Source organism: Rothia nasimurium (assembly GCF_035916755.1).
Taxonomy (GTDB): domain Bacteria; phylum Actinomycetota; class Actinomycetes; order Actinomycetales; family Micrococcaceae; genus Rothia.
This window is the reverse complement of the sequence record NZ_JAYWIX010000004.1, coordinates 235,875-260,095: the sequence shown is the minus strand read 5'-3', so window position 1 is coordinate 260,095 and position 24,221 is coordinate 235,875. Positions and strand designations below refer to the sequence as shown.

19 protein-coding genes, 1 tRNA gene and 2 rRNA genes are annotated in these 24,221 nt (G+C 58.9%); 11 read left to right on the top strand and 11 right to left on the bottom strand.

Going from position 1 to position 24,221, the window contains the following annotated elements:
- Positions 1 to 350: 350 nt before the first annotated feature.
- The 4 genes from VSX42_RS06155 (at position 351) to VSX42_RS06140 (ending at position 6,792) form a co-directional block, all read left to right on the top strand.
- Positions 351 to 1,881 (top strand): 16S ribosomal RNA (locus VSX42_RS06155).
- 376 nt (positions 1,882 to 2,257) lie between these two features.
- Positions 2,258 to 5,349 (top strand): 23S ribosomal RNA (locus VSX42_RS06150).
- The 16S and 23S rRNA genes sit together here, the layout of an rRNA operon.
- A gap of 288 nt (positions 5,350 to 5,637) precedes the next feature.
- Positions 5,638 to 6,420: a hypothetical protein gene (locus VSX42_RS06145; RefSeq protein WP_326503447.1), complete on the top strand. Its 783-nt coding sequence runs from the start codon at positions 5,638 to 5,640 to the stop codon at positions 6,418 to 6,420.
- Between the two features lie 63 nt (positions 6,421 to 6,483).
- A complete protein-coding gene (locus VSX42_RS06140) occupies positions 6,484 to 6,792 on the top strand; it encodes a helix-turn-helix domain-containing protein (protein ID WP_326503446.1) in 309 nt (102 codons plus the stop codon).
- Positions 6,793 to 6,984: 192 nt separating this feature from the next.
- Here VSX42_RS06140 and VSX42_RS06135 read toward each other — a convergent pair whose 3' ends face one another.
- Positions 6,985 to 7,608 (bottom strand): LysE/ArgO family amino acid transporter, encoded by a 624-nt coding sequence (locus VSX42_RS06135; RefSeq protein ID WP_326503445.1) that lies wholly within the window; start codon positions 7,606 to 7,608, stop codon positions 6,985 to 6,987.
- 70 nt (positions 7,609 to 7,678) lie between these two features.
- On the opposite strand from VSX42_RS06135, the gene VSX42_RS06130 reads away from it, so the two are divergent.
- The 3 genes from VSX42_RS06130 (at position 7,679) to VSX42_RS06120 (ending at position 10,431) form a co-directional block, all read left to right on the top strand.
- Complete coding sequence (locus tag VSX42_RS06130) at positions 7,679 to 8,593, top strand: LysR family transcriptional regulator ArgP (RefSeq protein WP_326503444.1); 915 nt, start codon at positions 7,679 to 7,681, stop codon at positions 8,591 to 8,593.
- A 119-nt stretch (positions 8,594 to 8,712) separates the two neighbouring features.
- Positions 8,713 to 9,252 carry a YceI family protein gene (locus VSX42_RS06125; protein ID WP_326503443.1) on the top strand — a complete coding sequence of 180 codons (540 nt, stop codon included), beginning with the start codon at positions 8,713 to 8,715 and terminating at the stop codon, positions 9,250 to 9,252.
- A 168-nt stretch (positions 9,253 to 9,420) separates the two neighbouring features.
- The gene (locus VSX42_RS06120; protein WP_326503442.1) at positions 9,421 to 10,431 is read left to right on the top strand and encodes an arsenic resistance protein; all 1,011 of its coding nucleotides are present in this window, start codon (positions 9,421 to 9,423) and stop codon (positions 10,429 to 10,431) included.
- Positions 10,432 to 10,464: 33 nt separating this feature from the next.
- Here VSX42_RS06120 and VSX42_RS06115 read toward each other — a convergent pair whose 3' ends face one another.
- Positions 10,465 to 10,650 carry a long-chain fatty acid--CoA ligase gene (locus VSX42_RS06115; RefSeq protein WP_326503441.1) on the bottom strand — a complete coding sequence of 62 codons (186 nt, stop codon included), beginning with the start codon at positions 10,648 to 10,650 and terminating at the stop codon, positions 10,465 to 10,467.
- Between the two features lie 9 nt (positions 10,651 to 10,659).
- Entirely contained in the window at positions 10,660 to 10,935 is a 276-nt protein-coding gene (locus tag VSX42_RS06110) for a cell division protein CrgA (protein WP_237186461.1), read from the bottom strand.
- 130 nt (positions 10,936 to 11,065) lie between these two features.
- Here VSX42_RS06110 and VSX42_RS06105 point away from each other — a divergent pair, with 130 nt between their 5' ends.
- The 3 genes from VSX42_RS06105 (at position 11,066) to VSX42_RS06095 (ending at position 12,785) form a co-directional block, all read left to right on the top strand.
- Positions 11,066 to 11,884, top strand: a complete 819-nt coding sequence (locus VSX42_RS06105; protein ID WP_237223618.1) for a class E sortase — start codon at positions 11,066 to 11,068, stop codon at positions 11,882 to 11,884.
- A gap of 33 nt (positions 11,885 to 11,917) precedes the next feature.
- The gene (locus tag VSX42_RS06100; protein ID WP_185173726.1) at positions 11,918 to 12,079 is read left to right on the top strand and encodes a hypothetical protein; all 162 of its coding nucleotides are present in this window, start codon (positions 11,918 to 11,920) and stop codon (positions 12,077 to 12,079) included.
- A gap of 64 nt (positions 12,080 to 12,143) precedes the next feature.
- Positions 12,144 to 12,785: an aminodeoxychorismate/anthranilate synthase component II gene (locus VSX42_RS06095; RefSeq protein WP_326503440.1), complete on the top strand. Its 642-nt coding sequence runs from the start codon at positions 12,144 to 12,146 to the stop codon at positions 12,783 to 12,785.
- 87 nt (positions 12,786 to 12,872) lie between these two features.
- Here VSX42_RS06095 and pknB read toward each other — a convergent pair whose 3' ends face one another.
- From pknB to VSX42_RS06060, 7 genes are read right to left on the bottom strand one after another with little or no spacing between them, the layout of a single operon-like run.
- Positions 12,873 to 14,837, bottom strand: coding sequence for a Stk1 family PASTA domain-containing Ser/Thr kinase (pknB, locus tag VSX42_RS06090; protein WP_326503439.1), 1,965 nt, complete (start codon positions 14,835 to 14,837; stop codon positions 12,873 to 12,875).
- 27 nt (positions 14,838 to 14,864) lie between these two features.
- The gene (locus tag VSX42_RS06085) at positions 14,865 to 16,592 is read right to left on the bottom strand and encodes a protein kinase domain-containing protein (protein WP_326503438.1); all 1,728 of its coding nucleotides are present in this window, start codon (positions 16,590 to 16,592) and stop codon (positions 14,865 to 14,867) included.
- Complete coding sequence (locus tag VSX42_RS06080; protein ID WP_326503437.1) at positions 16,589 to 18,031, bottom strand: penicillin-binding protein 2; 1,443 nt, start codon at positions 18,029 to 18,031, stop codon at positions 16,589 to 16,591. Before VSX42_RS06080 ends, VSX42_RS06085 begins: the two co-directional genes overlap by 4 nt.
- Entirely contained in the window at positions 18,024 to 19,475 is a 1,452-nt protein-coding gene (locus VSX42_RS06075; protein WP_326503436.1) for an FtsW/RodA/SpoVE family cell cycle protein, read from the bottom strand. Before VSX42_RS06075 ends, VSX42_RS06080 begins: the two co-directional genes overlap by 8 nt.
- Positions 19,475 to 21,214 (bottom strand): PP2C family protein-serine/threonine phosphatase, encoded by a 1,740-nt coding sequence (locus tag VSX42_RS06070; protein WP_326503435.1) that lies wholly within the window; start codon positions 21,212 to 21,214, stop codon positions 19,475 to 19,477. Before VSX42_RS06070 ends, VSX42_RS06075 begins: the two co-directional genes overlap by 1 nt.
- A gap of 3 nt (positions 21,215 to 21,217) precedes the next feature.
- Positions 21,218 to 21,721 carry an FHA domain-containing protein FhaB/FipA gene (locus VSX42_RS06065; protein WP_237237452.1) on the bottom strand — a complete coding sequence of 168 codons (504 nt, stop codon included), beginning with the start codon at positions 21,719 to 21,721 and terminating at the stop codon, positions 21,218 to 21,220.
- Positions 21,722 to 21,724: 3 nt separating this feature from the next.
- Complete coding sequence (locus tag VSX42_RS06060; RefSeq protein ID WP_326503434.1) at positions 21,725 to 22,534, bottom strand: DUF3662 and FHA domain-containing protein; 810 nt, start codon at positions 22,532 to 22,534, stop codon at positions 21,725 to 21,727.
- 317 nt (positions 22,535 to 22,851) lie between these two features.
- On the opposite strand from VSX42_RS06060, the gene VSX42_RS06055 reads away from it, so the two are divergent.
- Positions 22,852 to 22,935: transfer RNA gene (locus VSX42_RS06055), tRNA-Leu, on the top strand.
- 249 nt (positions 22,936 to 23,184) lie between these two features.
- Here the strand turns inward: VSX42_RS06055 and VSX42_RS06050 are convergent.
- The gene (locus tag VSX42_RS06050) at positions 23,185 to 24,123 is read right to left on the bottom strand and encodes a DUF808 domain-containing protein (protein WP_326503433.1); all 939 of its coding nucleotides are present in this window, start codon (positions 24,121 to 24,123) and stop codon (positions 23,185 to 23,187) included.
- Positions 24,124 to 24,221 lie beyond the last annotated feature (98 nt).

Here is a 24,221-nt window from a genome sequence, read left to right as displayed (position 1 = left end):
GAGTTGCCCAAACGGGTGACACAAAAACTTGAGAATGACCGATACGAAACACCGGCCAGTTCCACTGGCTAGGGTTGAGAATGCGGTTTGTTGCTTGAAAACTCAATAGCGTACCAATGTTATACATAACATTCTTATCGTCCACACTACACACTAGTGTTCACCATGAACACCAGGTAGTGCGGAAGTTGAACTGATACCAAATATTTATACAAGACGTGAGAAACCCCTTGGTTTCTCACTGAATTTGATAATCACATGGTTTCAGATTCGTCAGCTCGAACCACACCACCCCGTGGTGAATGGTTCGCTAACAATCAGAGACCAGGATCATCAACTACTTCATTTTTCTAACGGAGAGTTTGATTCTGGCTCAGGACGAACGCTGGCGGCGTGCTTAACACATGCAAGTCGAACGATGAAGGCCCTGCTTGCAGGGTTGGATTAGTGGCGAACGGGTGAGTAATACGTGAGTAACCTGCCTTTAACTCTGGGATAAGCCTTGGAAACGAGGTCTAATACCGGATACGACCAGTTCCCGCATGGGATGCTGGTGGAAAGGGATATGTACTGGTTTTAGATGGGCTCACGGCCTATCAGCTTGTTGGTGAGGTAACGGCTCACCAAGGCGACGACGGGTAGCCGGCCTGAGAGGGTGACCGGCCACACTGGGACTGAGACACGGCCCAGACTCCTACGGGAGGCAGCAGTGGGGAATATTGCACAATGGGCGCAAGCCTGATGCAGCGACGCCGCGTGAGGGATGACGGCCTTCGGGTTGTAAACCTCTTTCAGCAGGGAAGAAGCGAAAGTGACGGTACCTGCAGAAGAAGCGCCGGCTAACTACGTGCCAGCAGCCGCGGTAATACGTAGGGCGCGAGCGTTGTCCGGAATTATTGGGCGTAAAGAGCTTGTAGGCGGTTTGTCGCGTCTGCTGTGAAAGCCCGGGGCTTAACCCCGGGTTTGCAGTGGGTACGGGCTAACTAGAGTGCAGTAGGGGAGACTGGAATTCCTGGTGTAGCGGTGAAATGCGCAGATATCAGGAGGAACACCAATGGCGAAGGCAGGTCTCTGGGCTGTAACTGACGCTGAGAAGCGAAAGCATGGGGAGCAAACAGGATTAGATACCCTGGTAGTCCATGCCGTAAACGTTGGGCACTAGGTGTGGGGGGCATTCCACGTTTTCCGCGCCGTAGCTAACGCATTAAGTGCCCCGCCTGGGGAGTACGGCCGCAAGGCTAAAACTCAAAGAAATTGACGGGGGCCCGCACAAGCGGCGGAGCATGCGGATTAATTCGATGCAACGCGAAGAACCTTACCAAGGCTTGACATATACTGGACCGCTCTAGAGATAGAGTTTCCCTTTGGGGCTGGTATACAGGTGGTGCATGGTTGTCGTCAGCTCGTGTCGTGAGATGTTGGGTTAAGTCCCGCAACGAGCGCAACCCTCGTTCTATGTTGCCAGCACGTAATGGTGGGGACTCATAGGAGACTGCCGGGGTCAACTCGGAGGAAGGTGGGGATGACGTCAAATCATCATGCCCCTTATGTCTTGGGCTTCACGCATGCTACAATGGCCGGTACAAAGGGTTGCGATACTGTGAGGTTGAGCTAATCCCAAAAAGCCGGTCTCAGTTCGGATTGGGGTCTGCAACTCGACCCCATGAAGTCGGAGTCGCTAGTAATCGCAGATCAGCAACGCTGCGGTGAATACGTTCCCGGGCCTTGTACACACCGCCCGTCAAGTCACGAAAGTTGGTAACACCCGAAGCCGATGGCCTAACCCCTTGTGGGAGGGAGTCGTCGAAGGTGGGATTGGCGATTGGGACTAAGTCGTAACAAGGTAGCCGTACCGGAAGGTGCGGCTGGATCACCTCCTTTCTAAGGAGCTTCAACAATTTTGGTTGAGCCACGCTGGACGCGAGTGTCGTTTGGGTGGTTTGCTCATGGGTGGAATGTTGGTTCAGGTGCCCTTTGGTGGGTGCTGATAGGAATGGTGTGATGCTGGTGCGCTTTTGGGTTTTGAGGTAACAAGCCATGCGTGGTTTGTTGCTCTCAGGTTCCCGGCATGAGAGTAGTGGTCAGGTTTTTCCTGGTTGCCTTGAGTGGTATCGGGTTGTTGTTTGAGAACTGTATAGTGGACGCGAGCATCTTCGAATGTAATGAAGATTTCTCAATCTCTAGTGATTGGGTTTCTTTGATACTTTTGATTTTGTACTTAGTTAGTCAAGGTTTTATTATCTTTGATTTTATCTGTGTGTAAGTTATTAAGGGCACACGGTGGATGCCTTGGCACTAGAAGCCGATGAAGGACGTGTGAATCTGCGAAAAGCCTGGGGGAGCCGATAACAGGGCGTTGATCCCAGGATGTCCGAATGGGGAAACCCAGCAAGCCATCATGGTTTGTTACCACCAGTTGAATGTATAGGCTGGTTGGAGGGAACGGGGGGAAGTGAAACATCTCAGTACCCTCAGGAAGAGAAAATAACTAATGATTCTGTGAGTAGTGGCGAGCGAAAGCGGAAGAGACTAAACCTGTGGTGTGTGATACCGGTTGAGGGTTGCATCATGGGGGTTGTGGGAGTACGCATAACAGTTTCAACCGGCTGTTGACGTGATGTTCTAGCATGTAGGTGAACGCCTTGGGATGGGCGACCGGAGAGGGTGAGAGTCCTGTAATCGTAATGTGTTAGACCGCGTGTGTGCCACCCGAGTAGCACGGGGCTCGTGGAATCTCGTGTGAATCTGCCAGGACCACCTGGTAAGTCTAAATACTTTCTAGTGACCGATAGTGAATCAGTACCGTGAGGGAATGGTGAAAAGTACCCCGGGAGGGGAGTGAAATAGTACCTGAAACCGTGTGCTTACAAGCCGTTGGAGCCTTGTGGGGTGACAGCGTGCCTTTTGAAGAATGAGCCTGCGAGTTAGTGTTCTGTCGCGAGGTTAACCCGTGTGGGGAAGCCGTAGCGAAAGCGAGTCTGAATAGGGCGTTTGAGTGGCAGGATCTAGACCCGAAGCGGAGTGATCTATCCATGGCCAGGTTGAAGCGACGGTAAGACGTCGTGGAGGACCGAACCCACTTCAGTTGAAAATGGAGGGGATGAGCTGTGGATAGGGGTGAAAGGCCAATCAAACTCTGTGATAGCTGGTTCTCCCCGAAATGCATTTAGGTGCAGCGTTGCGTGTTTCTTGCCGGAGGTAGAGCTACTGGATGGCCGATGGGCCCCACAGGGTTACTGACGTCAGCTAAACTCCGAATGCCGGTAAGTGAGAGCGTAGCAGTGAGACAGTGGGGGATAAGCTTCATTGTCGAGAGGGAAACAGCCCAGACCATCAACTAAGGTCCCTAAGCGTGTACTAAGTGGGAAAGGATGTGGAGTTGCTTAGACAACCAGGAGGTTGGCTTAGAAGCAGCCACCCTTGAAAGAGTGCGTAATAGCTCACTGGTCAAGTGATTCTGCGCCGATAATGTAGCGGGGCTCAAGTACACCACCGAAGTTATGGCAATCAGTTTTTTGCTGGTTGGGTAGGGGAGCGTCGTGTATCCGGTGAAGCTGCGGTGTAAACCAGTGGTGGAGGGTATGCGAGTGAGAATGCAGGCATGAGTAGCGAATCACGGGTGAGAAACCCGTGCGCCGGATGATCAAGGGTTCCAGGGTCAAGCTAATCTGCCCTGGGTTAGTCGGGGCCTAAGGCGAGGCCGACAGGCGTAGTCGATGGATAACGGGTTGATATTCCCGTACCGGCGAAAAACCGCCCATACTGATATTTTGATGCTAACTGTGAGAAGCTGTTTGTAACCCTGCCGTTTGTGGTGGGGGGCTTATGGTGGACTGCAGGACCCGATTTTTGGAGGTAAACGTATTAACAGGTGTGACGCAGGAAGGTAGCCAAGCCACGCGATGGTTGTCGTGGTCTAAGCGTGTAGGGTATCCGGTTGTTAAATGCGCCGGTGTTGGCCTGAGACGTGATGGGACCCTGTTGTGGGGGATTTGGTGATCCTATGCTGCCGAGAAAAGCATCGACGTGAGGTTTTAGCCGCCCGTACCCGAAACCGACACAGGTGATCAGGTAGAGAATACTAAGGCGATCGAGAGAATCATGGTTAAGGAACTCGGCAAAATGTCCCCGTAACTTCGGGAGAAGGGGAGCCTTGAGCGTGACCGGTCCGTGCGGCCGTGAGCGTGTATGGGTCGCAGAGAATTGGGGGAAGCGACTGTTTATCAAAAACACAGGTCCGTGCGAAGTCGTAAGACGATGTATACGGACTGACTCCTGCCCGGTGCTGGAAGGTTAAGAGGATTGGTTAGCCATTTTGTGGCGAAGCTGAGAATTTAAGCCCCAGTAAACGGCGGTGGTAACTATAACCATCCTAAGGTAGCGAAATTCCTTGTCGGGTAAGTTCCGACCTGCACGAATGGAGTAACGACTTCCCTACTGTCTCAACCATGAACTCGGCGAAATTGCAGTACGAGTAAAGATGCTCGTTTCGCGCAGCAGGACGGAAAGACCCCGTGACCTTTACTATAGTTTGGTATTGGTGTTCGGTGTGGCTTGTGTAGGATAGGTGGGAGACTGTGAAGCAGGCACGCTAGTGTTTGTGGAGTCGTTGTTGAAATACCACTCTGGTCGCTCTGGATGTCTAACTTCGGCCCGTGATCCGGGTCAGGGACAGTGCCTGATGGGTAGTTTAACTGGGGCGGTTGCCTCCCAAAGAGTAACGGAGGCGCCCAAAGGTTCCCTCAGCCTGGTTGGCAATCAGGTGTTGAGTGTAAGTGCACAAGGGAGCTTGACTGTGAGACTGGCAGGTCGAGCAGGGACGAAAGTCGGGACTAGTGATCCGGCGGTACGTTGTGGAACGGCCGTCGCTCAACGGATAAAAGGTACCTCGGGGATAACAGGCTGATCTTGCCCAAGAGTCCATATCGACGGCATGGTTTGGCACCTCGATGTCGGCTCGTCGCATCCTGGGGCTGGAGTTGGTCCCAAGGGTTGGGCTGTTCGCCCATTAAAGCGGTACGCGAGCTGGGTTCAGAACGTCGTGAGACAGTTCGGTCCCTATCCGCTGCGCGCGTTGGAAATTTGAGAAAGGCTGTCCTTAGTACGAGAGGACCGGGACGGACGAACCTCTGGTATGTCAGTTGTACCGCCAGGTGCATGGCTGATTGGCTACGTTCGGGAGGGATAACCGCTGAAAGCATCTAAGCGGGAAGCCTGTTTCGAGATGAGATTTCCTGGCAACGTTTGTTGTGTGAGGATCCCTATAGATGATGGGGTTGATAGGCCAGGTATGGACGCGGGGAATGCCCGTGGAGTTGACTGGTACTAATAGTCCGAAGGCTTACACTTTTTGACTGAGTTTTGTTTGTTTGTGTCCACTGTATGGTTTTGAGATAATAACCCAAGGGTTAAATCAGCGAGGGGTTCTAGAGCTAACGCTCTAGAACCCCTCGCTTTTTTGTACCCAAAAACTACTCTTTATAAAAATAGAACAAATATTTTATATACTGTGCGGTTAAAAATACTCCTCCAGCCCAGCCCGTAGAATCAGAGCATGACACTCACCGAGCAAGAAAAACACACCTGGTTCAGAGCAGCCGGGGCTCCGCTGGTTATTCCTGGGAGAGAGCATGCGCGATGGACTCTCGCCCGTTCTGCCCCGCTTTCTGCCTGTTCATTGCCCTAGCCCTCGTACCGCCCCTTCGGCAGATTGTGAAGGAGCTGGCTGCCCTTTCAAGCATGGTGGTCAAAGTGCTGCCGGTGCTCATGATCGCCGTGCTCTTCTTTTTTGTGAACGGCGATATCTGGCGTGTGGCTGCGGCTTTGAGTATGCAGCGTACTCTGCAGGTGGTCGCTATCCTGACGGTGTTGAGCCTGCTGGTTGTTTCGTCGACAGTAACCGAGAAGACCCGTCGGCTGCTGGGTGCCCGTAAAGGGGATAAGGTGGAGGATTTTACGGACGCCGAGTACGCGGGTGCTGCTCTACAGGCCGGGGACAGGTGGCGTCAGGAGCTTGAAAATTTGCCCGCTGCGGGCTTGGTCCGCCCGGCTGATTTTAGGTGGGGCGAGTGGAATAACCTGGTGCTTCTTCCGATTGTGGTGCAGATGATTCAGGCTGTACTTTTTGCCGGGGTCGTTTTTCTGTTTTTTGTTTGGTTTGGCACAATCGCTATCCCCGATGCCACCATTACAAGCTGGCTGGGTTTTGAGGCATCTAAGGTGACCCTGTTGGGTGTGCAGTTTCCATTTACGGACGTTCTGGTGAAGGTGTCGATGGTGCTGGGGGCTTTTGCTGCCCTTAACTTTGCTGCGCAGACTAGCACGGATTCCCGGTATGCGGAGGAGTTCTTGGAGCCTGCCATCGGCCAGGTGCGGCGCACAGTCATGGTGCGAAATATCTACCGGGCCCGCACGAAGTAGAAGTACCGCAGTGAGACAAGCAAAAACAGCTCTATATTCAGAATAATTCTTCCGAAAGGTGAAGTGGTGGAGACGGTAGTAGTTATAGGTGCAGCTATCCGAGATGCCCGTAGACACTTTCGTCTTACTCAGCTTGAGTTGGTCGAACTGGTTGGGGTTAGTGACCGCACCGTTCGGGATATTGAGAAAGGGCGCTCGGGGCCAAGGTGTGAGAGCTGCGGACATATACGTGGCAGGTGCTCTTGCCGCACACCTCACGAAAGACCAACAAGGGGCAGTAACTTTTTCTTACAAGCCCGGTTATCGAGGGCGTCCGGTAGTGGGAAGTTGCCCCAATCTATGACGTGCCGTGCACCCCGGTTTATAGGATAACTCTTTGGCTTTGCCTGTAGCAGGGCGGACGCGCAATCTGCGTCGCCGACATTGGTTGGAGTTAGCTGACTCTATTGGTCTGCCCCTAAAGGCTGCGGTGTCTGCGCATCGTCTTGCCCTCACGGCTGCTGCTTCTGTGGCCGTAGAGATAAAAACTTCAGATACCTACCTGCAGGTCGTCGAGCAGGTGCGTTAGTGCCCGAACATGACCTTGTAGGCCAGGAAGAACATGAGGGCGGCGATGCCGGCGTCCAGCACACGCCAGGCGCGGGGGCTGGCAAAAACAGGACGCAGGAAGCGGCTGCACGAGGCCAGGAGGGTAAACCAGATAGCGCTACCTGTGACCGTGCCCGCGTAGAAAAGCCAGCGGTAGTCACCCTGCTGTGCCGCAATGCCACCAATGAGAACAAAGGTATCGAGGTAGGTGTGGGGGTTGAGGTAGGTCATGGCAGCCGCAATAAGCAGGGCCTTACCCAGGGTTTGCGGCCCGGAGTCTTCGCTGGTGACCTTCATAGCGGACGGCCGCAGGGCTCGTTTCGCGGCCATGGCACCGTAGATGACGAGGAAAGCCCCGCCGCCCCAGCGTAGAATCTCCAGCACCCAGGCGGCTGAATCCACCAGGGACCCGATTCCCAGCACCCCCAAGCCGATGAGCAGGGCATCAGAAAGAATGCAGAAGATGGCAATGGGCCAGATAAACTTGCCGATGATGCCCTGCTTCAGTACATAGGCGTTCTGGGCGCCGATAGCCACGATGAGTGAGAGCGAGGTGCCGATGCCAAAGAGCACGTGGGGGAGGATTTCTGCGATAGTCACGAGAATCTATCGTAGGTGACCAGTATTCATAAAGCTATCTAATGAAACTTCAATAGCATAAGATATTCTTATGATGCGCTTTACGACCGACCAGCTCCAAACCTTCGTCACCGTCATTGAGTACGGCACCTTCGACGCAGCCGCCGATATTTTGGGTGTCAGCGCCTCCGCTATCTCACAACGTGTCAAGGCAATGGAACAGCTGGCCGGGCGGGTACTCCTTAAGCGCACTAACCCGGTGGCTCCCACCAAGTCGGGGCAGAGCGTCCTGCGTATTGCCCGGCAAAGCGAATTCCTGCACGCAGAAATGGAGCGTGAACTCGGCGGTAGTGAAGAGGGGCAGAGCGTAGCTGTGGCCGTCAACGCAGACTCGCTGGCCACCTGGTTCCTCTCGGCCGTTGCAGAACTAGCTGCCCACGACCGCATCTTCTGCGACGTGCGCAGAGAAGCCGAGTATCACTCGTCCGCCCTGTTGCGATCTGGGGAAGTGATGGCGGCTCTGACGTCGCGCCCCGAGCCTATCACCGGTTGTTCCGTTGAGAAGCTGGGTGATATTCGCTACCGTGTGGTTGCCTCCCGCGACTATCTGACCCGCTATTTCCCCGCCTACCCGCAGGTCACTGCCGAGCAGCTGGCACTTGCGCCGGTGGTGGAGTTTGACCGAAAGGACTTCGGGCTCGCGTCCGCCCGGGGCCTATTACTCGACCGTTTCGCGGTGGAACCTGACTCCTGGCAGAGCTCGCCCACCATCTACCTGCCTAGTTCACCTGACTACGCGCGGGCCGTCCTGGGTGGAATTGCCTGGGGTATTCTGCCCGAAGTGCAGGCCCTTGATGCTCTTGCCTCCGGCGACCTGGTGGAGCTGGCCCCCCAGTCGGTTGATGTGCCGCTCTACTGGCAGCACTGGAACATCAGCTCCCCCGTGCTTGCCCGGCTGAGCGAACGGGTGTATGCGGCAGCTGTGGGCGAAGGGGTGCTGAGGTAGCCCCACCGGTTGAAAAAATTTCTTTGTAAAATTTTTTGCCACACAGCTTGCGCGGGCAAAACTTTACTTGTAAAGTAATAACTGTTGAAAACAAACTGTACCGCTTGAAAGGCACAATCATGGCAGAACTTACCGCAGGCACCTGGAACTACGATTCAGCACACTCAGAGGTAGGCTTCACCGTCCGCCACGCAGGCATCACCAAGGTGCGCGGCACCTTCGAACAGGTCGACGCCCAGCTCGTCATCGCTGACAACATCGCAGACTCCACCATCAAGGCAACCGCACAGATCGCCTCTGTTAACACCAACAACGCTGATCGTGACGGCCACCTGCGCAGTGCAGACTTCTTCGATGCAGATGCCCATGCCACCATGACCTTCGAGTCAACCTCCTTCGAGCTCGACGGTGAAGACCTCACCATCGCTGGTAACCTCACCATCAAGGGCGAAACCCGCCCCGTCACCTTCACCGGCGAATTCACCGGTGCCGTCGTCGACGCCTTCGGTGTTACCCGCGCAGGCGCATCTGTCTCAGCGACCATCTCCCGCAAGGACTTCGGCATCACCTGGAACGCCGCAGTTGAAGCAGGTGGCGTGCTGGTCTCAGATAAGGTCGTCATCAACCTCGACGTAGCCTTCACCGCTCCCGAAGCGTAATCAGACTCCCAGCGTGAGAACGCTGACGAGATAAAGCACACTGCTTGAGGTATATACCCAAGCCAAAGTGCAAAATCAGCTGAACTCGAGCTGATAGGTGTTGTGTAGCCCTGCCCTTCCCTGCCTTACAGTAGGGGAGGGCAGGTTGCTTTAAGGGAAAGGACGCTCGTGGTCAGCTTCATGGAGAGACACCAGGTGGTGCTCTACTTGCTTGCCCTGGCAGTGGGGCTTGCAGCGTCCTTTGTGCCGGGGGTTGCGGGTCTTGCCCAGCCGCTGGTTACCCCGGCTCTCGGCCTGCTGCTCCTAGCCACTTTCCTGACGATTCCGCTCCGCGGCCTTCTGGAACCCGGGGCGCTCACCGGTTTTACTAAAACTCTGCTGGCTCTCAACTTTCTGCTCGCGCCCCCGGTCGTGGCGCTACTTCTGCTGGGGCTTCACCGACTTGTGCCTCAGATCCCCGATCTTCTGGTGTTTACTGCAGCACTTGTGCTCCTGGCACCTTGTGTAGATTATGTGGTGACGTTTGCCGGTCTTGCTGGCGGCGCTCATGTGCGCCTCCTGGCGTGCACCCCGCCCCTGCTCCTGGCACAGATGTGCCTCATTCCTCTGTGGCTTCTGCTCTTCCGTTCCGCCGGTATCTGGCGAGGGGATTTTCTAGCTGACGGCACCCTCTGGCAGGCCCTGCCGCAGCTGGTAGCTGCTCTAGCTGTGGTGGTAACTCCCCTGCTGGGTGCAGCCCTTATTCAGGGAGTAGGTGGGCACCTGCAGAAATATTCTGAAGATGCAGCAAGTGTTTTAATGGTGCCGCTGATGGTGCTGGTGCTCGCTCTTACCCCGGCCGCTTATGCCGTTCATGTTACCCGTCTTGCCTCGTACCTTATACCCCTGGCCTACCTATATGCCTTATACGCTATATGTATGGGGTTGCTTTCTGGCTCCCTGCTCCGCCGCTGGGGCAGGGACCTACCCGCACCCGAGCGGGTCGCCCTCACCTTTTCAGCAGTCACCCGAAATGCCCTCGTGATACTGCCCCTGGTTCTCGGCCTATCAACCGCTCTAGCCGACGAACCGGCGTCCGCCCTCATGCCCCTGGCGGTACTCACCCAAACCCTGGTAGAGCTCCTAGCCCTTACAGTGCTGATTGCCTTTTATCGCACACAAAAATCCCCGCTACCGTAGGCCGGTAACGGGGATAAAGGAGGGGGCGGACGCCTAGCTCGCCACCGCCTGCCACACAAAATAAATAGCCACAGCGGCAACCACACCAAACAGCGCCCACCGGCGCAGCTTGGTCTCAAACCGGGCGGCACGAATATCGGCGCGCTGCTCCAGCGTCTCGTTCGGATCAACCGGCGCTAAGTTCGAGGGGTTGGTTGTCTCAGGTTTCTTCTCAGCCACAGCGGCACCCTAGCGCCAGCGGGTGGTCATAACCAGACCCACCATCATGAAGCCAATGCCGATACCGATATTCCAGTTACCGATACCCGGAATCGGGTACACCGACTGGGAGATATAGAAAGTAATGATCCACAGTACGCCAATCACAATCATGGCGAACATAATCACGCGATACCAGAGGGGGGTCGGCGACGGGAAGTCATCGTCGCTGTACATCGACTCAGCAACGCGGCGCAGCTCCGCCTCTTCAAAATCCTCGTCACGAATAGACTTCGACTCAGCCACTTTTCCTCCAGTAGGGGAGCACGCTCCCGGCAGTTTACAAAATATACGGTCAGGGACGATTTTAACCGTACCACCTGAAAATGTTCTAACATTGAACAGTCCCCGCAACCGTCCCACGCCGAGGTGAGATGTGACCACAGCAGCCCCCACCGCTAGCCGCCGCGCGCGTCCCCCTGCTAGCCGTACCCCCCTGCAATGGGTTATCCAAATCGTCGGTGAACTTCTGATTACGGCGGGCCTTATCTTGCTCCTGTTCGTCGCCTGGCAGCTCTGGTGGACCAACATCGACGCCAACCGCACCCAGCAGCAGGCCGTCGACAGTCTCATCCAAGAATTCAACAGCGGCAGCGGACGCCCCGGCCCTGCTACCACCGGCCAGGGGGAGAAGACCGAGGGGGCGGCGTCCGAAAACGTCGTACCCGACTATGACCCCGCCAACCCACCGGTTGCCACCCCGCCTGCCTACGGGCAGGCCTACGGCGTGGTCTACATTCCCCGCCTGGGCCAAAACTACGCCCGGCCCCTCGCCGAAGGTGTAGGTACCGACGTGCTCGACACTCTGGGCCTGGGGCGCTACCCCAGCAGCCAGATGCCCGGTGAATACGGCAACTTCGCCCTAGCAGGTCACCGCCAAACCAACGGTGCAGTGCTCGATAACATCGACCTGCTCCAAAACGGCGACAACATCTACGTGCGCACCGCCGAGGGCTACTACACCTACCGGGTCTACGAGCACAAGATTGTGCTCCCTACCCAGATAGAGGTCATCGCCCCTAACCCCGACCAGCCCGAAGCGCCCCTCGCCGACGCAGACCGCCGCCTACTCACCCTCACCAGCTGCCACCCCCGCTACGGCGATACCGAACGCTACATAGTTCACGCCGAATTCGTCAGCTGGCAGCCTGCTGAAGCAGGCGCCCCCGAAGAAATCGCCGCCATCGCCGGCTAAAGCCAACCACCGCCGTCCACCCCAAGGAACCCCATGTACGCCTGGATTTTCCGTCACCTACCCGGCCCCCTGTGGCTGCGCATCATCATCGCTATCGCCCTGATAGCGGCCGCCGTCTACCTGCTCATGGAATACGTCTTCCCCCACTTCGCCGAGTACAGCCCCTTCAACACCGACGTGACCATAGAGCAATAAGCACCGGACGCCCGCCCCACCCCGTGCGATAGAATCAAGACACCATCACGAAAGGGCAGGTGCCATGACCAAAATCCTCGTTATCGATAACTACGACAGCTTCGTCTTTACCCTGGTCGGTTACATCCAGCAGCTCGGCGCTGAAACCACCGTTATTCGTAACGACGAACTGAGTCTTGACGAGACCATAGCCCTGGCCCAGGAGCACGACGGCGTGCTTGTCTCGCCCGGCCCCGGCAACCCTGCCGAAGCGGGCGTCATCATCGACGTAATCAAATGGGCCAAGACCGCTCATAAGCCCCTGCTCGGCGTCTGCCTGGGCCACCAGGCCCTCGCCGAAGCCTTCGGCGGAGTTGTGGGCCACGCCCCCGAGCTCATGCACGGTAAGACATCCCAGCTGGTGCACACCGGCCAGTCAGTCTTCAAGGGCCTGCCCAGCCCCTTCACCGCCACCCGCTACCACTCCCTCGCCGTTGAACCTGCCACCCTCCCCGCTGAGCTAGAGGTTACCTCTAGCACCGATAACGGCATCATCATGGGTCTGCGCCACGTTACCGCCCCCCTGCACGGTGTACAGTTCCACCCCGAATCGGTACTTACAGAAGGTGGCTACCTCATGCTCGGTAACTGGCTCGAAGAAGTAGGCCTAGAAGGGGCTGCAGCCCTGGGTGCGACCCTCTCTCCCCTCATTGAACCAGCAGCCTAACACCAGCTTGATAGCCCAAAAACCCCTATAAGAAAGCCGCCCTCCCCACACATGGGGAGGGCGGCTTTCTTATAGGTTGAGCACGACCTAGTCGTTGTTGTTACCGCTTGCGCTCGCTGCTGCGCTCGGGGTTGCCTGGGCAGTGGCCGTAGCGGCAGGCTGGGTGGCCTGGGCCGTAGCCGCTGCACTCGGTGCGGTAGTAGCTGCCGCACTGGGGGCGCTGGTCGCTACAGGGGCAACCGCCACGCGAATAGTCACGGTTGAACCCTGCTCAATCAGGGTTCCGGCAGTGGCACTCTGCGAGATAACGGTGCCAGCGGGCTGGGCGGTGGTGGTGACGGTTTCGATATTGGTGCTCAGCAGGGTATCTGATGCGGTCAGTGCTGCGATAGCGGCATCGCGGCTCAGGCCGACCAGGCTGGGGACCTCAACCTTACCGTTGGAGAGAATGATATCGATGGTCGCACCGGCATCGGCCTGTTCGCCGGAGCCGGGGGTTACACCAACAACCATGCCCACGGGGATGGTGGGGCTATTGACGGTGGTGGTGCGGCCGGGCACGAAGCCAGCGTTCGTGAGAGTCTCACGCACGTACTGTTCACTCTGGCCCTCAAGGTTGGCAGGTACGGTCAGTACAGCCGGGCCGGACGATACAGTCACAACAATCTCACTGCCCTCTTCAGCTTCGAGGCCGGTCACGGGGGAGGTCTTGATAACTGAACCCTTGGGGATGGTGTCGGAGTGCTCTTCTTCGAACTTGAGCGCGAAGTTCAGGTTACGCAGCTGGGTTTCAGCCTCTTCCTTGGTGAGCCCCTGAACCGCAGGAACCACGTGCACGGGAACCTCGTTGAGCTTGGCCTGGTAGTAGAGCACAGAGCCTACACCGAAAGCTGCCAGCAGGAGGATGAGCATAGTGGTGAGAGCCTTGCTCCAGGCGCTGCGGCGGCGCTTTTTGCGGGCCTTAGCAGGGTCCTGACCGTAGCCGTAACCGTAGAGTTCTTCGTCGGTGTATTCAGACTGGGCGTTGTCGAAGAAGCTGCCAATGCCGGCTTCTTCGGTTTCGCGAGGAGTGGCGGCGACAGCGCCTGCTGCGGCGCCTGCGCCCAGGGTAGCCGCACCGAAAGCGGTGGTTGCTTCGGTGGGGTCCTGGTCGCTACCGGTAAGTATGCTGCTTTGGGCATCTTTGAGGGCGGACGCGAATTCGCCGGCGCTCTGGTAACGGCTGGCAGGGTTCTTGGCCAGGCCCTTGAGCACAGCGGCATCGAGAGCAGGGGAGACCTCTTCTGAGGCGAAAGCGCTGGGCGGCTGAGGCGTCTCGCTCAGGTGCTTACCGGCCAGTTCCACGTTGGTGGGGGCGTCAAACGGTGAACGCCCAGCCAGCATCTCGTACACCACGCAGGCAGCCGAGTAGACATCGCTACGGGCCTCGACGGTCTCGCCGCGGGCCTGCTCGGGGGAGATGTAGCGGGCAGTGCCCATGACCGTGTTGGCCTTGGTCAGGGCGTCACCAGCTTCTTCGGCGGCGCGGGCAATGCCGAAGTCCATGACCTTAATCTGACCGGGCTCGTCCAGCTCACGGTCCTCTGCTGTCTGGGGCAGAATCATGACGTTGGCGGGCTTGATATCGCGGTGCACGATACCTGCGCTGTGGCTGTAATCGAGAGCCTCAAGAATCTGCACACCGTAGGCTAGGGCCTGGGCCTGGTCGACCTCGCCGCGAGACATGGCGTCGCGCAGGGTGGTGCCTTGAACCAGCTCCATGACCATGAAGGGCACAGAGACCTCGGAGCTACCTACCTGAATATCGAAGGAGCCGGTGTCGTAGACACCCACGATAGAGCGGTGGTTGAGGGCCGCAACGGCCTCTGCCTCGCGCTGAAAACGGGCGCGGAAGATGACGTCCTGAGCATGCTCAGTCCGCAGAACCTTGAGCGCAACCTTGCGCCCCAGGCGTGTATCAACCGCCTCGTAGACGGTCGCCATGGCGCCGGAGCCGATAACGGCCCCGACCTCGTAGCGCTGATCGATAGTTTCAGGAACCTGCTGGTCCATGTATTCACCCATCATTTCCGGTGGAGTTTAGTTGCCGGTTGAATCAGCACTCGGTGAGGCTGATTCAGAGCCGGTGGTTGACTGTGATGCTGAGGCGCTCGACGATGCGGATGCCGATGCACTGGCTGCGGGAGCCTTGGCCACGTAGACGTCTACGCTACTCCCTACCTCAACGCGGGACCCCGAGGTGGGGCTGGTGCGGAGCACGGTGCCTTCGCGGGCACTGCTGCTTTCTTCAAAGTGAATCTGCACGTTCACGCCCAGGGCGGTAATCGCGTTGATGGCCTCTTCAGAGTCTGTACCCTCCAGATTACTGGGTAGGGTCACTGATTTGGGGCCGGTGGAGTACTGCACGGTAATGGTTTTGCCCACTTCTACGCTACCGGTAGGTGAAACGGAGAGCACGGTGTCTACCGCGGAGTCGGAGGTGACGCCGGTGGTACGCGTTGAGAAGCCCATAGCGGTGAGTTCGTTGACGACATCATCGAGGGGGCGGCCCTCGAAGGAGGCTGAGTCAATTTCAATGCGGGTGGGGGTCTCGGCCGCGCTGGCTTCTTCGGTGGTGGGTGAGACGCTGACGGTTGAGACGGTGCCTGACGCTGTGGGGGTTGTATCGCCGGTAGTGCTGGAGCGGTTGCTACCAGCTAGTACAAACCAGACGACGGCGGCAATGAGGAGCAGAGCAAGCACCAGGGACACCCAGCCCCAGGGGCTCTTCTTCTTTGCCGGGGGCTCGGCTGCCGGGTAGGCGGCAGCGACCGGGGCGCTGGGTACACGGGCGGTGGTGGGCTCGGGTTCGTAGTGGGCTCCTGAACCAAACCGGGCTGCTGCGGGAGCCACGGCGGTGGGGGCCGTCATGACCTGGGTGGCCTGGGTATCTGCCCCCTGCGGCAGGAACTTGCCCAGGGGCGGTACAGCCTTGATGGCGGCCGGGATGTCGCGGCGGCGGATGGCGTCGATAGCGGACGCCAGCGCGGTAGCGGTCTCGGGTCGGTCCGCCGGGTCCTTGGAGAGCAGGCACATGATGAGCGCTGCTGCCGGGGCGGGGACGTCCTTGGGTAGGGCCGGCGGCGGGTCATTGACCTGCGCCAGAGCGATGGCGATCTGCGATTCGCCGGTGAAGGGGCGCTTACCCGCTAGGCACTCGTAGCCGATGATGCCCAGGGAATACATGTCTGAGGAGGGGGTGGCCTGCTGGCCGGTTGCCTGCTCAGGTGCCAGGTACTGGGCGGTACCCATCACCTGACCGGTGGCGGTGAGGGGGACCTGGTCGGCCAGGCGGGCGATACCGAAGTCGGTGACCTTTACCCGCTCGTCCGGAGTGATAATCAGGTTGCCGGGCTTCACGTCGCGGTGCACGAGACCCTGGGCGTGGGCGGCTGCCAGGGCGCGGGCGGTCTGCGCCATGATGTTGAGGATGCGGTCCGCAGGTAGCTGCTTGTCGCGCTCAATGATGTTAGACAGCGGCTCCCCGGGCACGAGCTCCATGACCAGGTAGGCAGAGCCGTCCTCTTCACCGTAGTCAAAGACGTTGGCGACGCCGGGGTGGTTGAGCAGGGCGGTGTGGCGGGCCTCGGCGCGGAAACGCTCCAGGAAGCCGGGGTCGCCCGTATATTCCTCTTTCAGAATCTTTACGGCGACGGTACGGCCCAAGACCTTATCGCGCGCCTTCCAGACCTCGCCCATACCGCCAATCGCGATACGCTCGGTCAGGGTGTAGCGACCACCAAGAGTCACATCTACCGAAGGCCTCACTTGTTCAACACCGCCTCAAAAAGTTGTTTACCTGCGGGAGCAGCAAGCTGCGCCCCTGTTGTGACGTCTACACCTTCATAGACTACCGCGATAGCTACCTGCGGGTCGTCAGCCGGAGCGAAACCGGTGAACCAGGAGTTATTCAACCCCGTGTCCCCAATTTCAGCGGTACCGGTTTTACCGGCCACCTGGACCCCGCTGACCGCGGCGCCCGAGGCGATACCGTTGCTCACGCCGTTTACCATCCAATCGGTTACCTGGTTGGCGATATCGGCTGAGGTGGAGCGTCGTAGCTCCTCAGCTGAGAACTCATACAGCGAGCTGAGGTTGTGGGACTTAACCGACCTGATCAGGTTGGGTTTCATCTGCACACCGTCGTTCGCGATAGCTGCGCTCATCATAGCAACCTGCAAAGGGGTGGTCTTCACATCGTACTGACCAATAGACGCCTGTGCTAGCTGGCTGTCTTCCATGTTGGTCGGGAAGACTGACTGTGACACAGCTAGAGGGATTTGGAGGTCTTGCCCGTAGCCAAAGTTGCTGGCGGTCTGGGCGATGGTTTCTTCGCCCAGGTCCATGGCAATCTGGGCAAAGGGGGTGTTGCAGGACTGCGCCAGGGCCCACTCGATGGTGGCGGACGTGCGGGTTGAGCACTGGCCGCCGGTGTAGTTGGGCAGGGTGACGGTGGTGTTCGGCAGGGTCAGGTTCTGAGGGTTGGGAATCACCGAGTCCGCATTGTATTTACCCGATTCGAGGGCGGCTACGGCGTCAATAATTTTGAAGGGTGAGCCGGGTGCGTAGGTGTCGCCCGCGATAGCGCGGTTGTAGAGCGGGTGGTTGGCGTCCTCATTGAGGGCCGCGTACTGGGCCAGCACCGATTCGGCGTTGTGGGACGAGAGGGTGTTGGGGTCGTAGGAGGGGGTGGACACCATAGCCAGGATTTCGCCGGTCTTGGGGTCGAGGGCAACGATAGAGCCCTTGTAGCCGTCCAGCAGGTTGTAGGCCAGCTGCTGGAGCTCGCTGTCGATGGTCAGCTCAACGCTGGCCCCCTGGGCGGTGTTGCCGGTGAACATCTGGGCCAGGCGGTCGTAGAACTGGGCGTCGGAGTTGCCCGACAGCTGGTCGTTCATGGCAGATTCCAGGCCGGTTGCCCCGTAGATGGATGAAAAGTATCCGGTGAGCCCCGCGTAGAGCTCGGGCTGGGAGTAGGTGCGCTGGAAGGCGTAGCCGTCGTTTGATTCTACGGACGAGGCAATTTCTACCCCGTCAACCACAATGGACCCGCGCTGGGAGCCGTAGCTTTCGTAGAGGGTGCGGGAGTTCCAGGCGTTGGCCTGCAGGTTTTTAGCGTCGAAGAATTGGATATAGGTCAGGGTGCCCAGCAGCATCACGAAGACGCAGGCCGCAGCGATCCATGCCCGGCGGATAGCTTTATTCACCGCGAGCACCTCCTGAACGGTTGGTTTCGGTAATTCTAGAGATGACGGACGTGGCGCCCTCGGGCTCGTAGCCTTCGTAGTCGATGCTGTCTGCCTCGTCGAACTCTTCTACCACGTGCGGGGCGCGGGCGGTGTGGGAGATAGCGAGCAGGATGGCTACGATGACCCAGTTTGAGAGTAGGGAGGAGCCACCGGCGGACATGAAGGGGGTGGTGAGGCCCGTCAGGGGAATTAGGCGGGTGACGCCGCCAATGACCACGAAGAGCTGAATCACGATGAGGGCTGAGAAACCGGCGGCTAGGAGCTTGCCGAAGGCATCACGGGTGCCCAGGGCCGCACGGAAACCGCGGGAGACCAGCAGCAGGAAGAGCATAAGAATCGCTCCCAGACCCAGCAGGCCCAGCTCTTCACCGAGGGCGGTGATAATCATGTCTGAATTGGAATACGAGACGAGGTCGGGTCGTCCGTTGCCCCAGCCGCGTCCGAACAGGCCGCCAGAGGCCAAGCCGAAGAGGCCCTGCACGATCTGACCCGAGCCACCCAGGGGCTGGTTGTAGATTTCGGGGTCAAAAGCGTGCACCCAGGAGTTGATGCGGTAGTAGACGTGGGAGATGTAGTTGTAGGCTAGGACGCCGCCGGCGGCTACAAAGAGCAGGCCCAGGGCAACCCAGGTGAGGCTTCCGGTCGCCAGGAAGAGCATGGCCAGGAAGATACCGAAGAAGAGGATAGCCGAGCCCAAATCGCGCTGGAAAACCAGCACCGCTAGCGAGACAAACCAGGCGATAAACATGGGAGCCAGGTCTTTGAAGCGGGGCAGGCGTACCGGGCCGATGCGCTTACCGGCCAGCATGATCAGGTCGCGGTGGGTTGAGAGATAACCGGCGAAGAAGATAGCCAGGGTAATCTTGGCAACTTCACCGGGCTGGAAGGTGCGGCCGCCGAGTGAAATCCAGATGCGGGCACCGTTGATTTCGGTACCGATGACCGGTAGCAGCGGCAGCAGGAGCAGCACAATTGAGGCAGCCAGAGAGATATAAGTGACCTTCCGCAGTACCCGGTGGTCGCGCAGGAAGAAGAGCACCACGGCTGAAGCAATCATGGCTACGCCGGTCCACATGAGCTGGGCCGCCCCCGCGTTAGCGGTGGTGGTCAGGTCGATACGGTAGATCATGGCTAGACCCAGCCCGTTGAGAGCCACCGCAATCGGCAGGATAAAGGGGTCGGCGTAGCGGGCCCGCATATACATAACGGCATGTAGTACCAGGGCACCCACACCCTGAACGGTAAGAGCCTGTACCCACATGCGGTTTTCCAGGGCCGCTTCGGGGTCTACCAGGTACATGGCGGCAGGGCAGAGCAACACCGCAAGCACGGTGAGAACCAGTTCGGTCAGTCGGCGGGAGCGGGGCAGCTCAACCGCAGATGCGGCAGATGAAGCGCTCACTAGTTACCTCCCTGGGTGGTTGTGCTGGTATCGGGTGTTGGGCTGGTTTCGGACGCCGGGCTCGGCTCACCCGAGGCACTGGCAGAGGCACTCGGGGTAGGCTCCGCCGTGGTGACGGTTCCCGGCGTGACCGTAGCCGGTAGCTGGTCGCGCAGGTTCTGCACAATCTGCTCAGCCTCGTCCTGGCTGGTGGCGGTGATGGTGCTGTGCAGGAGCGACTGGGAGAACTCCGGCAGGGAGCTGACCTCAATATCGGTCTCATCCACCACGCTGTTCAGGCTGACCGGCCCCAGGGACTGGTTAATGCCGTTGAACACCGTCACGTGGTCGTCCTTAACACCCACGTAGTACTGGGTCTTGGTCCAGGAGAAGAAGCTCCAGGCACTGGCTGCCAGCACGGCCAGGGTTAGGGCCACCACGAAGACCCGCATGGGCCAGCGGTGCGGTGACGGAGCGACCTCGTTGCTGAGGGCAACCCGGTATTCCTCGGGCAGCTCGGCAGGCTCCAGGGTCTGGGTGGTCTGCTGGTGGGAGAGGGTGCTGATATTTTGGGCGGTGCGGGCCGTGACCGCCGGAATCATGCCGGTCTGGGTGGCATTGGCGGCAGCTCCCACCAGGTCGTGGGGGCGCTCTGAAAGCTCCTGGCGCAGGACGGACGCCGGGGTCGGCTCGTCCTCCCCCTCACCGCTGGCGGGGGACGCGGCGTCCACCCCGGCCTTGACGGTCATCGTGTTGAGCACGCCGTCGGTGAAGGATTCACCGCGCCACTTGCCGTGGCGCAGGGCGTTGCGCATCTTGGCGTGCTGGGGCATGCGGCGGCGCCAGGGGGCGCGGTGCTCGCCGTCCTCGTCTACCGGCTCACCGGCGTCCGCCCCCTCTGCCTGGCTGTCGCTGGAGGCAGGCTCAGCGGCCTCCTGCTCCACGGTGGGGTAAACCCCCACCAGCTCGCCGTCCTTACCGTACTTACGCACCGGGATAATCGGCTGCGGGGCGGTAATCGCCGCTGAGAGGGAGTCCTCGCTAATGACCTGAAGGGCCACTACGGTTACGTTGTCGGGGGCACCGCGTTCTAAGGTCATGTCGGTCAGAATATCGACCACCTGCTGTAGGTCGCCGGTGGAGCGCATGACCGCCTCAATCTCAGCTACCTGCACCACGGCGTCCAAGCCGTCAGAGCTCAGCACCCACTTTTCGCCCACCACGGCGTCCAGGGTGCGCAGTTCAAGCTCGGGGCTGGCGTCCACGTCGCCCAGCACCCGCATAATTACGTTCTTGTGCGGGTGGGCCTCGGCCTCTTCGGGGCTAATACGCCCCTCCTGCAGCAGGCGCTGCACAAAGGTGTGGTCGGTGGTGACCTGCTCAAATACCCCGTCGCGCAGGCGGTAGGCGCGCGAATCACCAATATGGGCCATCTCGATGCGGTCGCCATCAATCAGCAGAGCCGTGCAGGTGGTACCCATACCCGCCAAACGCGGGTTCAGGGCTACCAGCTCATTCATGATGATATTGGCATTCACAATCTCATCAGCCAGATACACCCCGGCACTACCCTCAAAACCGGCCCGGTCAAGAGGGGTCAGATCAAGCACTGTGGTCGCCGACGCAACGTCGCCGCCCACATGCCCGCCCATGCCGTCGGCAACCACCGCTAGGTAGTGGCCGGCATAGCCGGAATCATCGTTCTTCGAGCGTACTCGCCCCACGTCGGAGCGGGCCGCAAAACGGAAAGCGATACTCATGCACTAGGCTTTCAGCTGCATAGTGGTACGTCCTACCCGGAAGGGCTGGCCAGCCTCAATCGGAGTAGCACGGGTCAGGCGGGTATCACCCACAAAAGTACCGTTGGTTGACCCCATATCTTCAAGGAACCAGCGCGACCCCTGCGGGAAAAGACGGGCATGACGGCCCGAAGCGTAGTCGTCCTGAAGGGAGACCTCAATATCGGTGGCGCGACCAATGGTCACCGGGCTATCGCCCAGGCGCATGGTAGCCCCGGCCTGGGTGCCGTCCACAATGGTGAGCAGGGACGGGCGGGCCGGAGGGGCAGCCGCCGGCGCCGGGTGGGCAGGAGTTGCAGGAGCAACCGGCGCATCAACAGCCACCTCGTCAAACTGAGCCCGCGCAGTGCGGATATTACGCCCCACACCCAGGTCGCGGCGCGACGCGGCAAGAACCATAAAAATAAACAGCCACAGCAGGCCCAAAAAGGCAAAACGTAAAACCGTCACGGTAATTTCAGATGCCACAAGCTACCCCTTACGAACCATCAGACGGAAAACAATACGGGCCCGGCCCATCTCAATCACAGAACCGTTACGCAGCTCAGCCCGGCCGTGCAGGCGCTTACCGTCAAGGTAAGAACCGTTCGTGGACCCCAAATCAACCGCAAGATAGGTGCCATCTTGCTCCACAATATCGAGGTGGCGGCGTGAGACACCCGTATCTTCAACGGTGATATCTGCGTTGGATCCGCGCCCCAGGGTGACCGGCAAATCGCGCACCACAACGCGCTCGCCGTTGATGTCGAGCACCACTTGGGGGGTGGGGGCGGGGCGGTTGGGCTGCGGCAGCTGGTGGGCGGGCACCGGCTCGGTGCGCGGTGGCGCTGCCGGGCGGGTGATGCGCGTGGGGAGCTGCTGTTGGGCGGACGCCGGGTGGGCAGGTGCCGGGGCGGGTTCGTCCTGAGGGGCCTGCATCTTCTTCACCGCGCTGGTGATATCGAAGCTGCCCGGTTCAAGCTCGTTGTTAAGTGAGAAGGTCACGCGCACCGCCCCGCGCAGGGAGTAACCCTGGTCGCGGGCGTGGCGGATGACCACGTCGCAGAGCTCTTCAGCCAGGGGAACGCCCCACTGCTGGGCCCGGGAAAAGTCACTGGCAGAAAATTCGGCGGTGAAGTTATTGGGGGCGATGGTACGCCCGGACGAGACGGAGAAGGCCTTGTTGTCCATCTCGGTGCGGAGACGGTTGGCGATATCTACGGGCTCAAAAGTGCCGCCCTTGCTGAAGGTGCCACGCACGGCCTTTTCTAGGCCCTGTTCAAGTCTGTCGATGAACCCCATGCTTGCCTCCTTCAACACAAAACTACGGGCGCACCGCGCCGTGTTCTGCGGGTGCTCGAGCTGATTCGCTGCGCAGGGTATGCACACAGCCTAAGCTTCTAGTCTAGTGGATAACCGTAAAAACTCCCCGGGAAAACCTGGTAAAGCCCTGCTATCTCACGGGTTCTAGAGTAGGGAGCGGACGCCCGCGCGCCGGTTTTGGGCACCTTTCTGGCTTGTATGTGGTTGAGGACACTTAATTTTGGGTGGACATCTTCTTAATGGGGTGTGTATAGTTATCTTCGTTGCTCATTCAGCAACGATAAAAAATGAATAATGCGCAAGTGGCGGAATTGGCAGACGCGCTGGCTTCAGGTGCCAGTGATCGCAAGATCGTGGGGGTTCAAGTCCCCCCTTGCGCACAGAGAAGAAAAACCCGTTTTCCTAGTGAGAGCTAGGGAAGCGGGTTTTTTCGTGCCTGAAATAGGTCCCGCCACGTAAATGTGGCAAAAATTTGCCCGGCAGTTGGGCACCGGCGTCCTTTTCTCCCCTATGTACCATGCCCTGCCCACTTTTAGTGTCAAAAGCGGGCAGGGCACGGTACAAACTAGGGGAGGGGTTCATGAGGCGAGCGTGAGCCTGCAGAACCCCTCCACGAGAAGTTACAAAGCCTAGTGGTGCTTCTTGCCGGGCAGGAAGTGGACCACAGCGGCAATAATGCTGCCCCAGATTAGGCCAATCACCATAGAGCAGAAGGTGTTGATCAGCCAGGCTGCTACTCCGCCCAGGGCGGGCAGGCGGTGGCCGTACTCCTCAAGGTGGTGCACGAACTGGTAGGGAGCCTCCCACCAGTGCATATCGTAGAGGCCCAGCAGAATAATGTGGCCACCGACCCAGAGCATGGCGAATGTACCCACGACAGAAATAACGTTCATGACCACGGGCATAGCCTTGACCAGGCCCAGGCCAAACTTCTGCACCCCGGCAGATTCACGCTGAGCCATGGCCAGGCCGATGTCGTCCATCTTGACCAGCAGACCCACAGCACCGTATACCAGAATGGTGATGCCGATACCAACCACAGCCAGAATAGCGGCGCGGGCCCAGAAGCCCTCAGAAGCAACCTCGTTCAGGGCGATCACCATGATTTCGGCACTCAAAATGAAGTCGGTGCGCACAGCCCCCGAGATAATCTTGTTCTCGGCGTCTTCACCCTGGACCACCGCGGGGGTTTCTTCCTCGGCGTGCTCCTTCTTCGAGAACATCTCGATGACCTTCTCGGCGCCCTCAAAGCAGAGGTAGGTGCCGCCCAGCATGAGCAGGGGGGTGAGCATCCAGGGCAGGTACTGGCTCAGCAGCAGGGCCGCGGGAAGAATGAAGACCAGCTTGTTGCGTAGAGAGCCCATCGCAATTTTCTTGATGATGGGCAGTTCGCGCTTGGGCTCGATATTGCGCACGTATTGCGGGGTGACGGCGGCGTCGTCCACCACCACACCGGCTGCCTTGACGCTGGCACGGCCAGCTGCCGCCGCCACGTCGTCCGCGCTGGCGGCTGCCAGCTTGGCGAGGGCCGCTACGTCGTCTAAGAGAGCCGCTAAACCACCGGCCATAGAAATCTCCTTGGGAATGAAAGGTTGTATTGCTCCTAAGAATACTGCCCGGCGGCCCTAGGTAGGCTAAGACCCCGCACACACTTTGGCGGGCGGGG

What these genes read in the sequence shown, in the direction of transcription:
- VSX42_RS06145 (WP_326503447.1), top strand. Translation starts at nt 5,638, where the DNA reads ATGGACTCTCGCCCGTTCTGCCCCGCTTTCTGCCTGTTCATTGCCCTA.
- VSX42_RS06130 (WP_326503444.1), top strand. Translation starts at nt 7,679, where the DNA reads ATGATGCGCTTTACGACCGACCAGCTCCAAACCTTCGTCACCGTCATT.
- VSX42_RS06125 (WP_326503443.1), top strand. Translation starts at nt 8,713, where the DNA reads ATGGCAGAACTTACCGCAGGCACCTGGAACTACGATTCAGCACACTCA.
- VSX42_RS06100 (WP_185173726.1), top strand. Translation starts at nt 11,918, where the DNA reads ATGTACGCCTGGATTTTCCGTCACCTACCCGGCCCCCTGTGGCTGCGC.
- VSX42_RS06095 (WP_326503440.1), top strand. Translation starts at nt 12,144, where the DNA reads ATGACCAAAATCCTCGTTATCGATAACTACGACAGCTTCGTCTTTACC.
- pknB (WP_326503439.1), bottom strand. Translation starts at nt 14,837, where the DNA reads ATGGACCAGCAGGTTCCTGAAACTATCGATCAGCGCTACGAGGTCGGG.
- VSX42_RS06070 (WP_326503435.1), bottom strand. Translation starts at nt 21,214, where the DNA reads ATGAGTATCGCTTTCCGTTTTGCGGCCCGCTCCGACGTGGGGCGAGTA.
- VSX42_RS06060 (WP_326503434.1), bottom strand. Translation starts at nt 22,534, where the DNA reads ATGGGGTTCATCGACAGACTTGAACAGGGCCTAGAAAAGGCCGTGCGT.
- VSX42_RS06050 (WP_326503433.1), bottom strand. Translation starts at nt 24,123, where the DNA reads ATGGCCGGTGGTTTAGCGGCTCTCTTAGACGACGTAGCGGCCCTCGCC.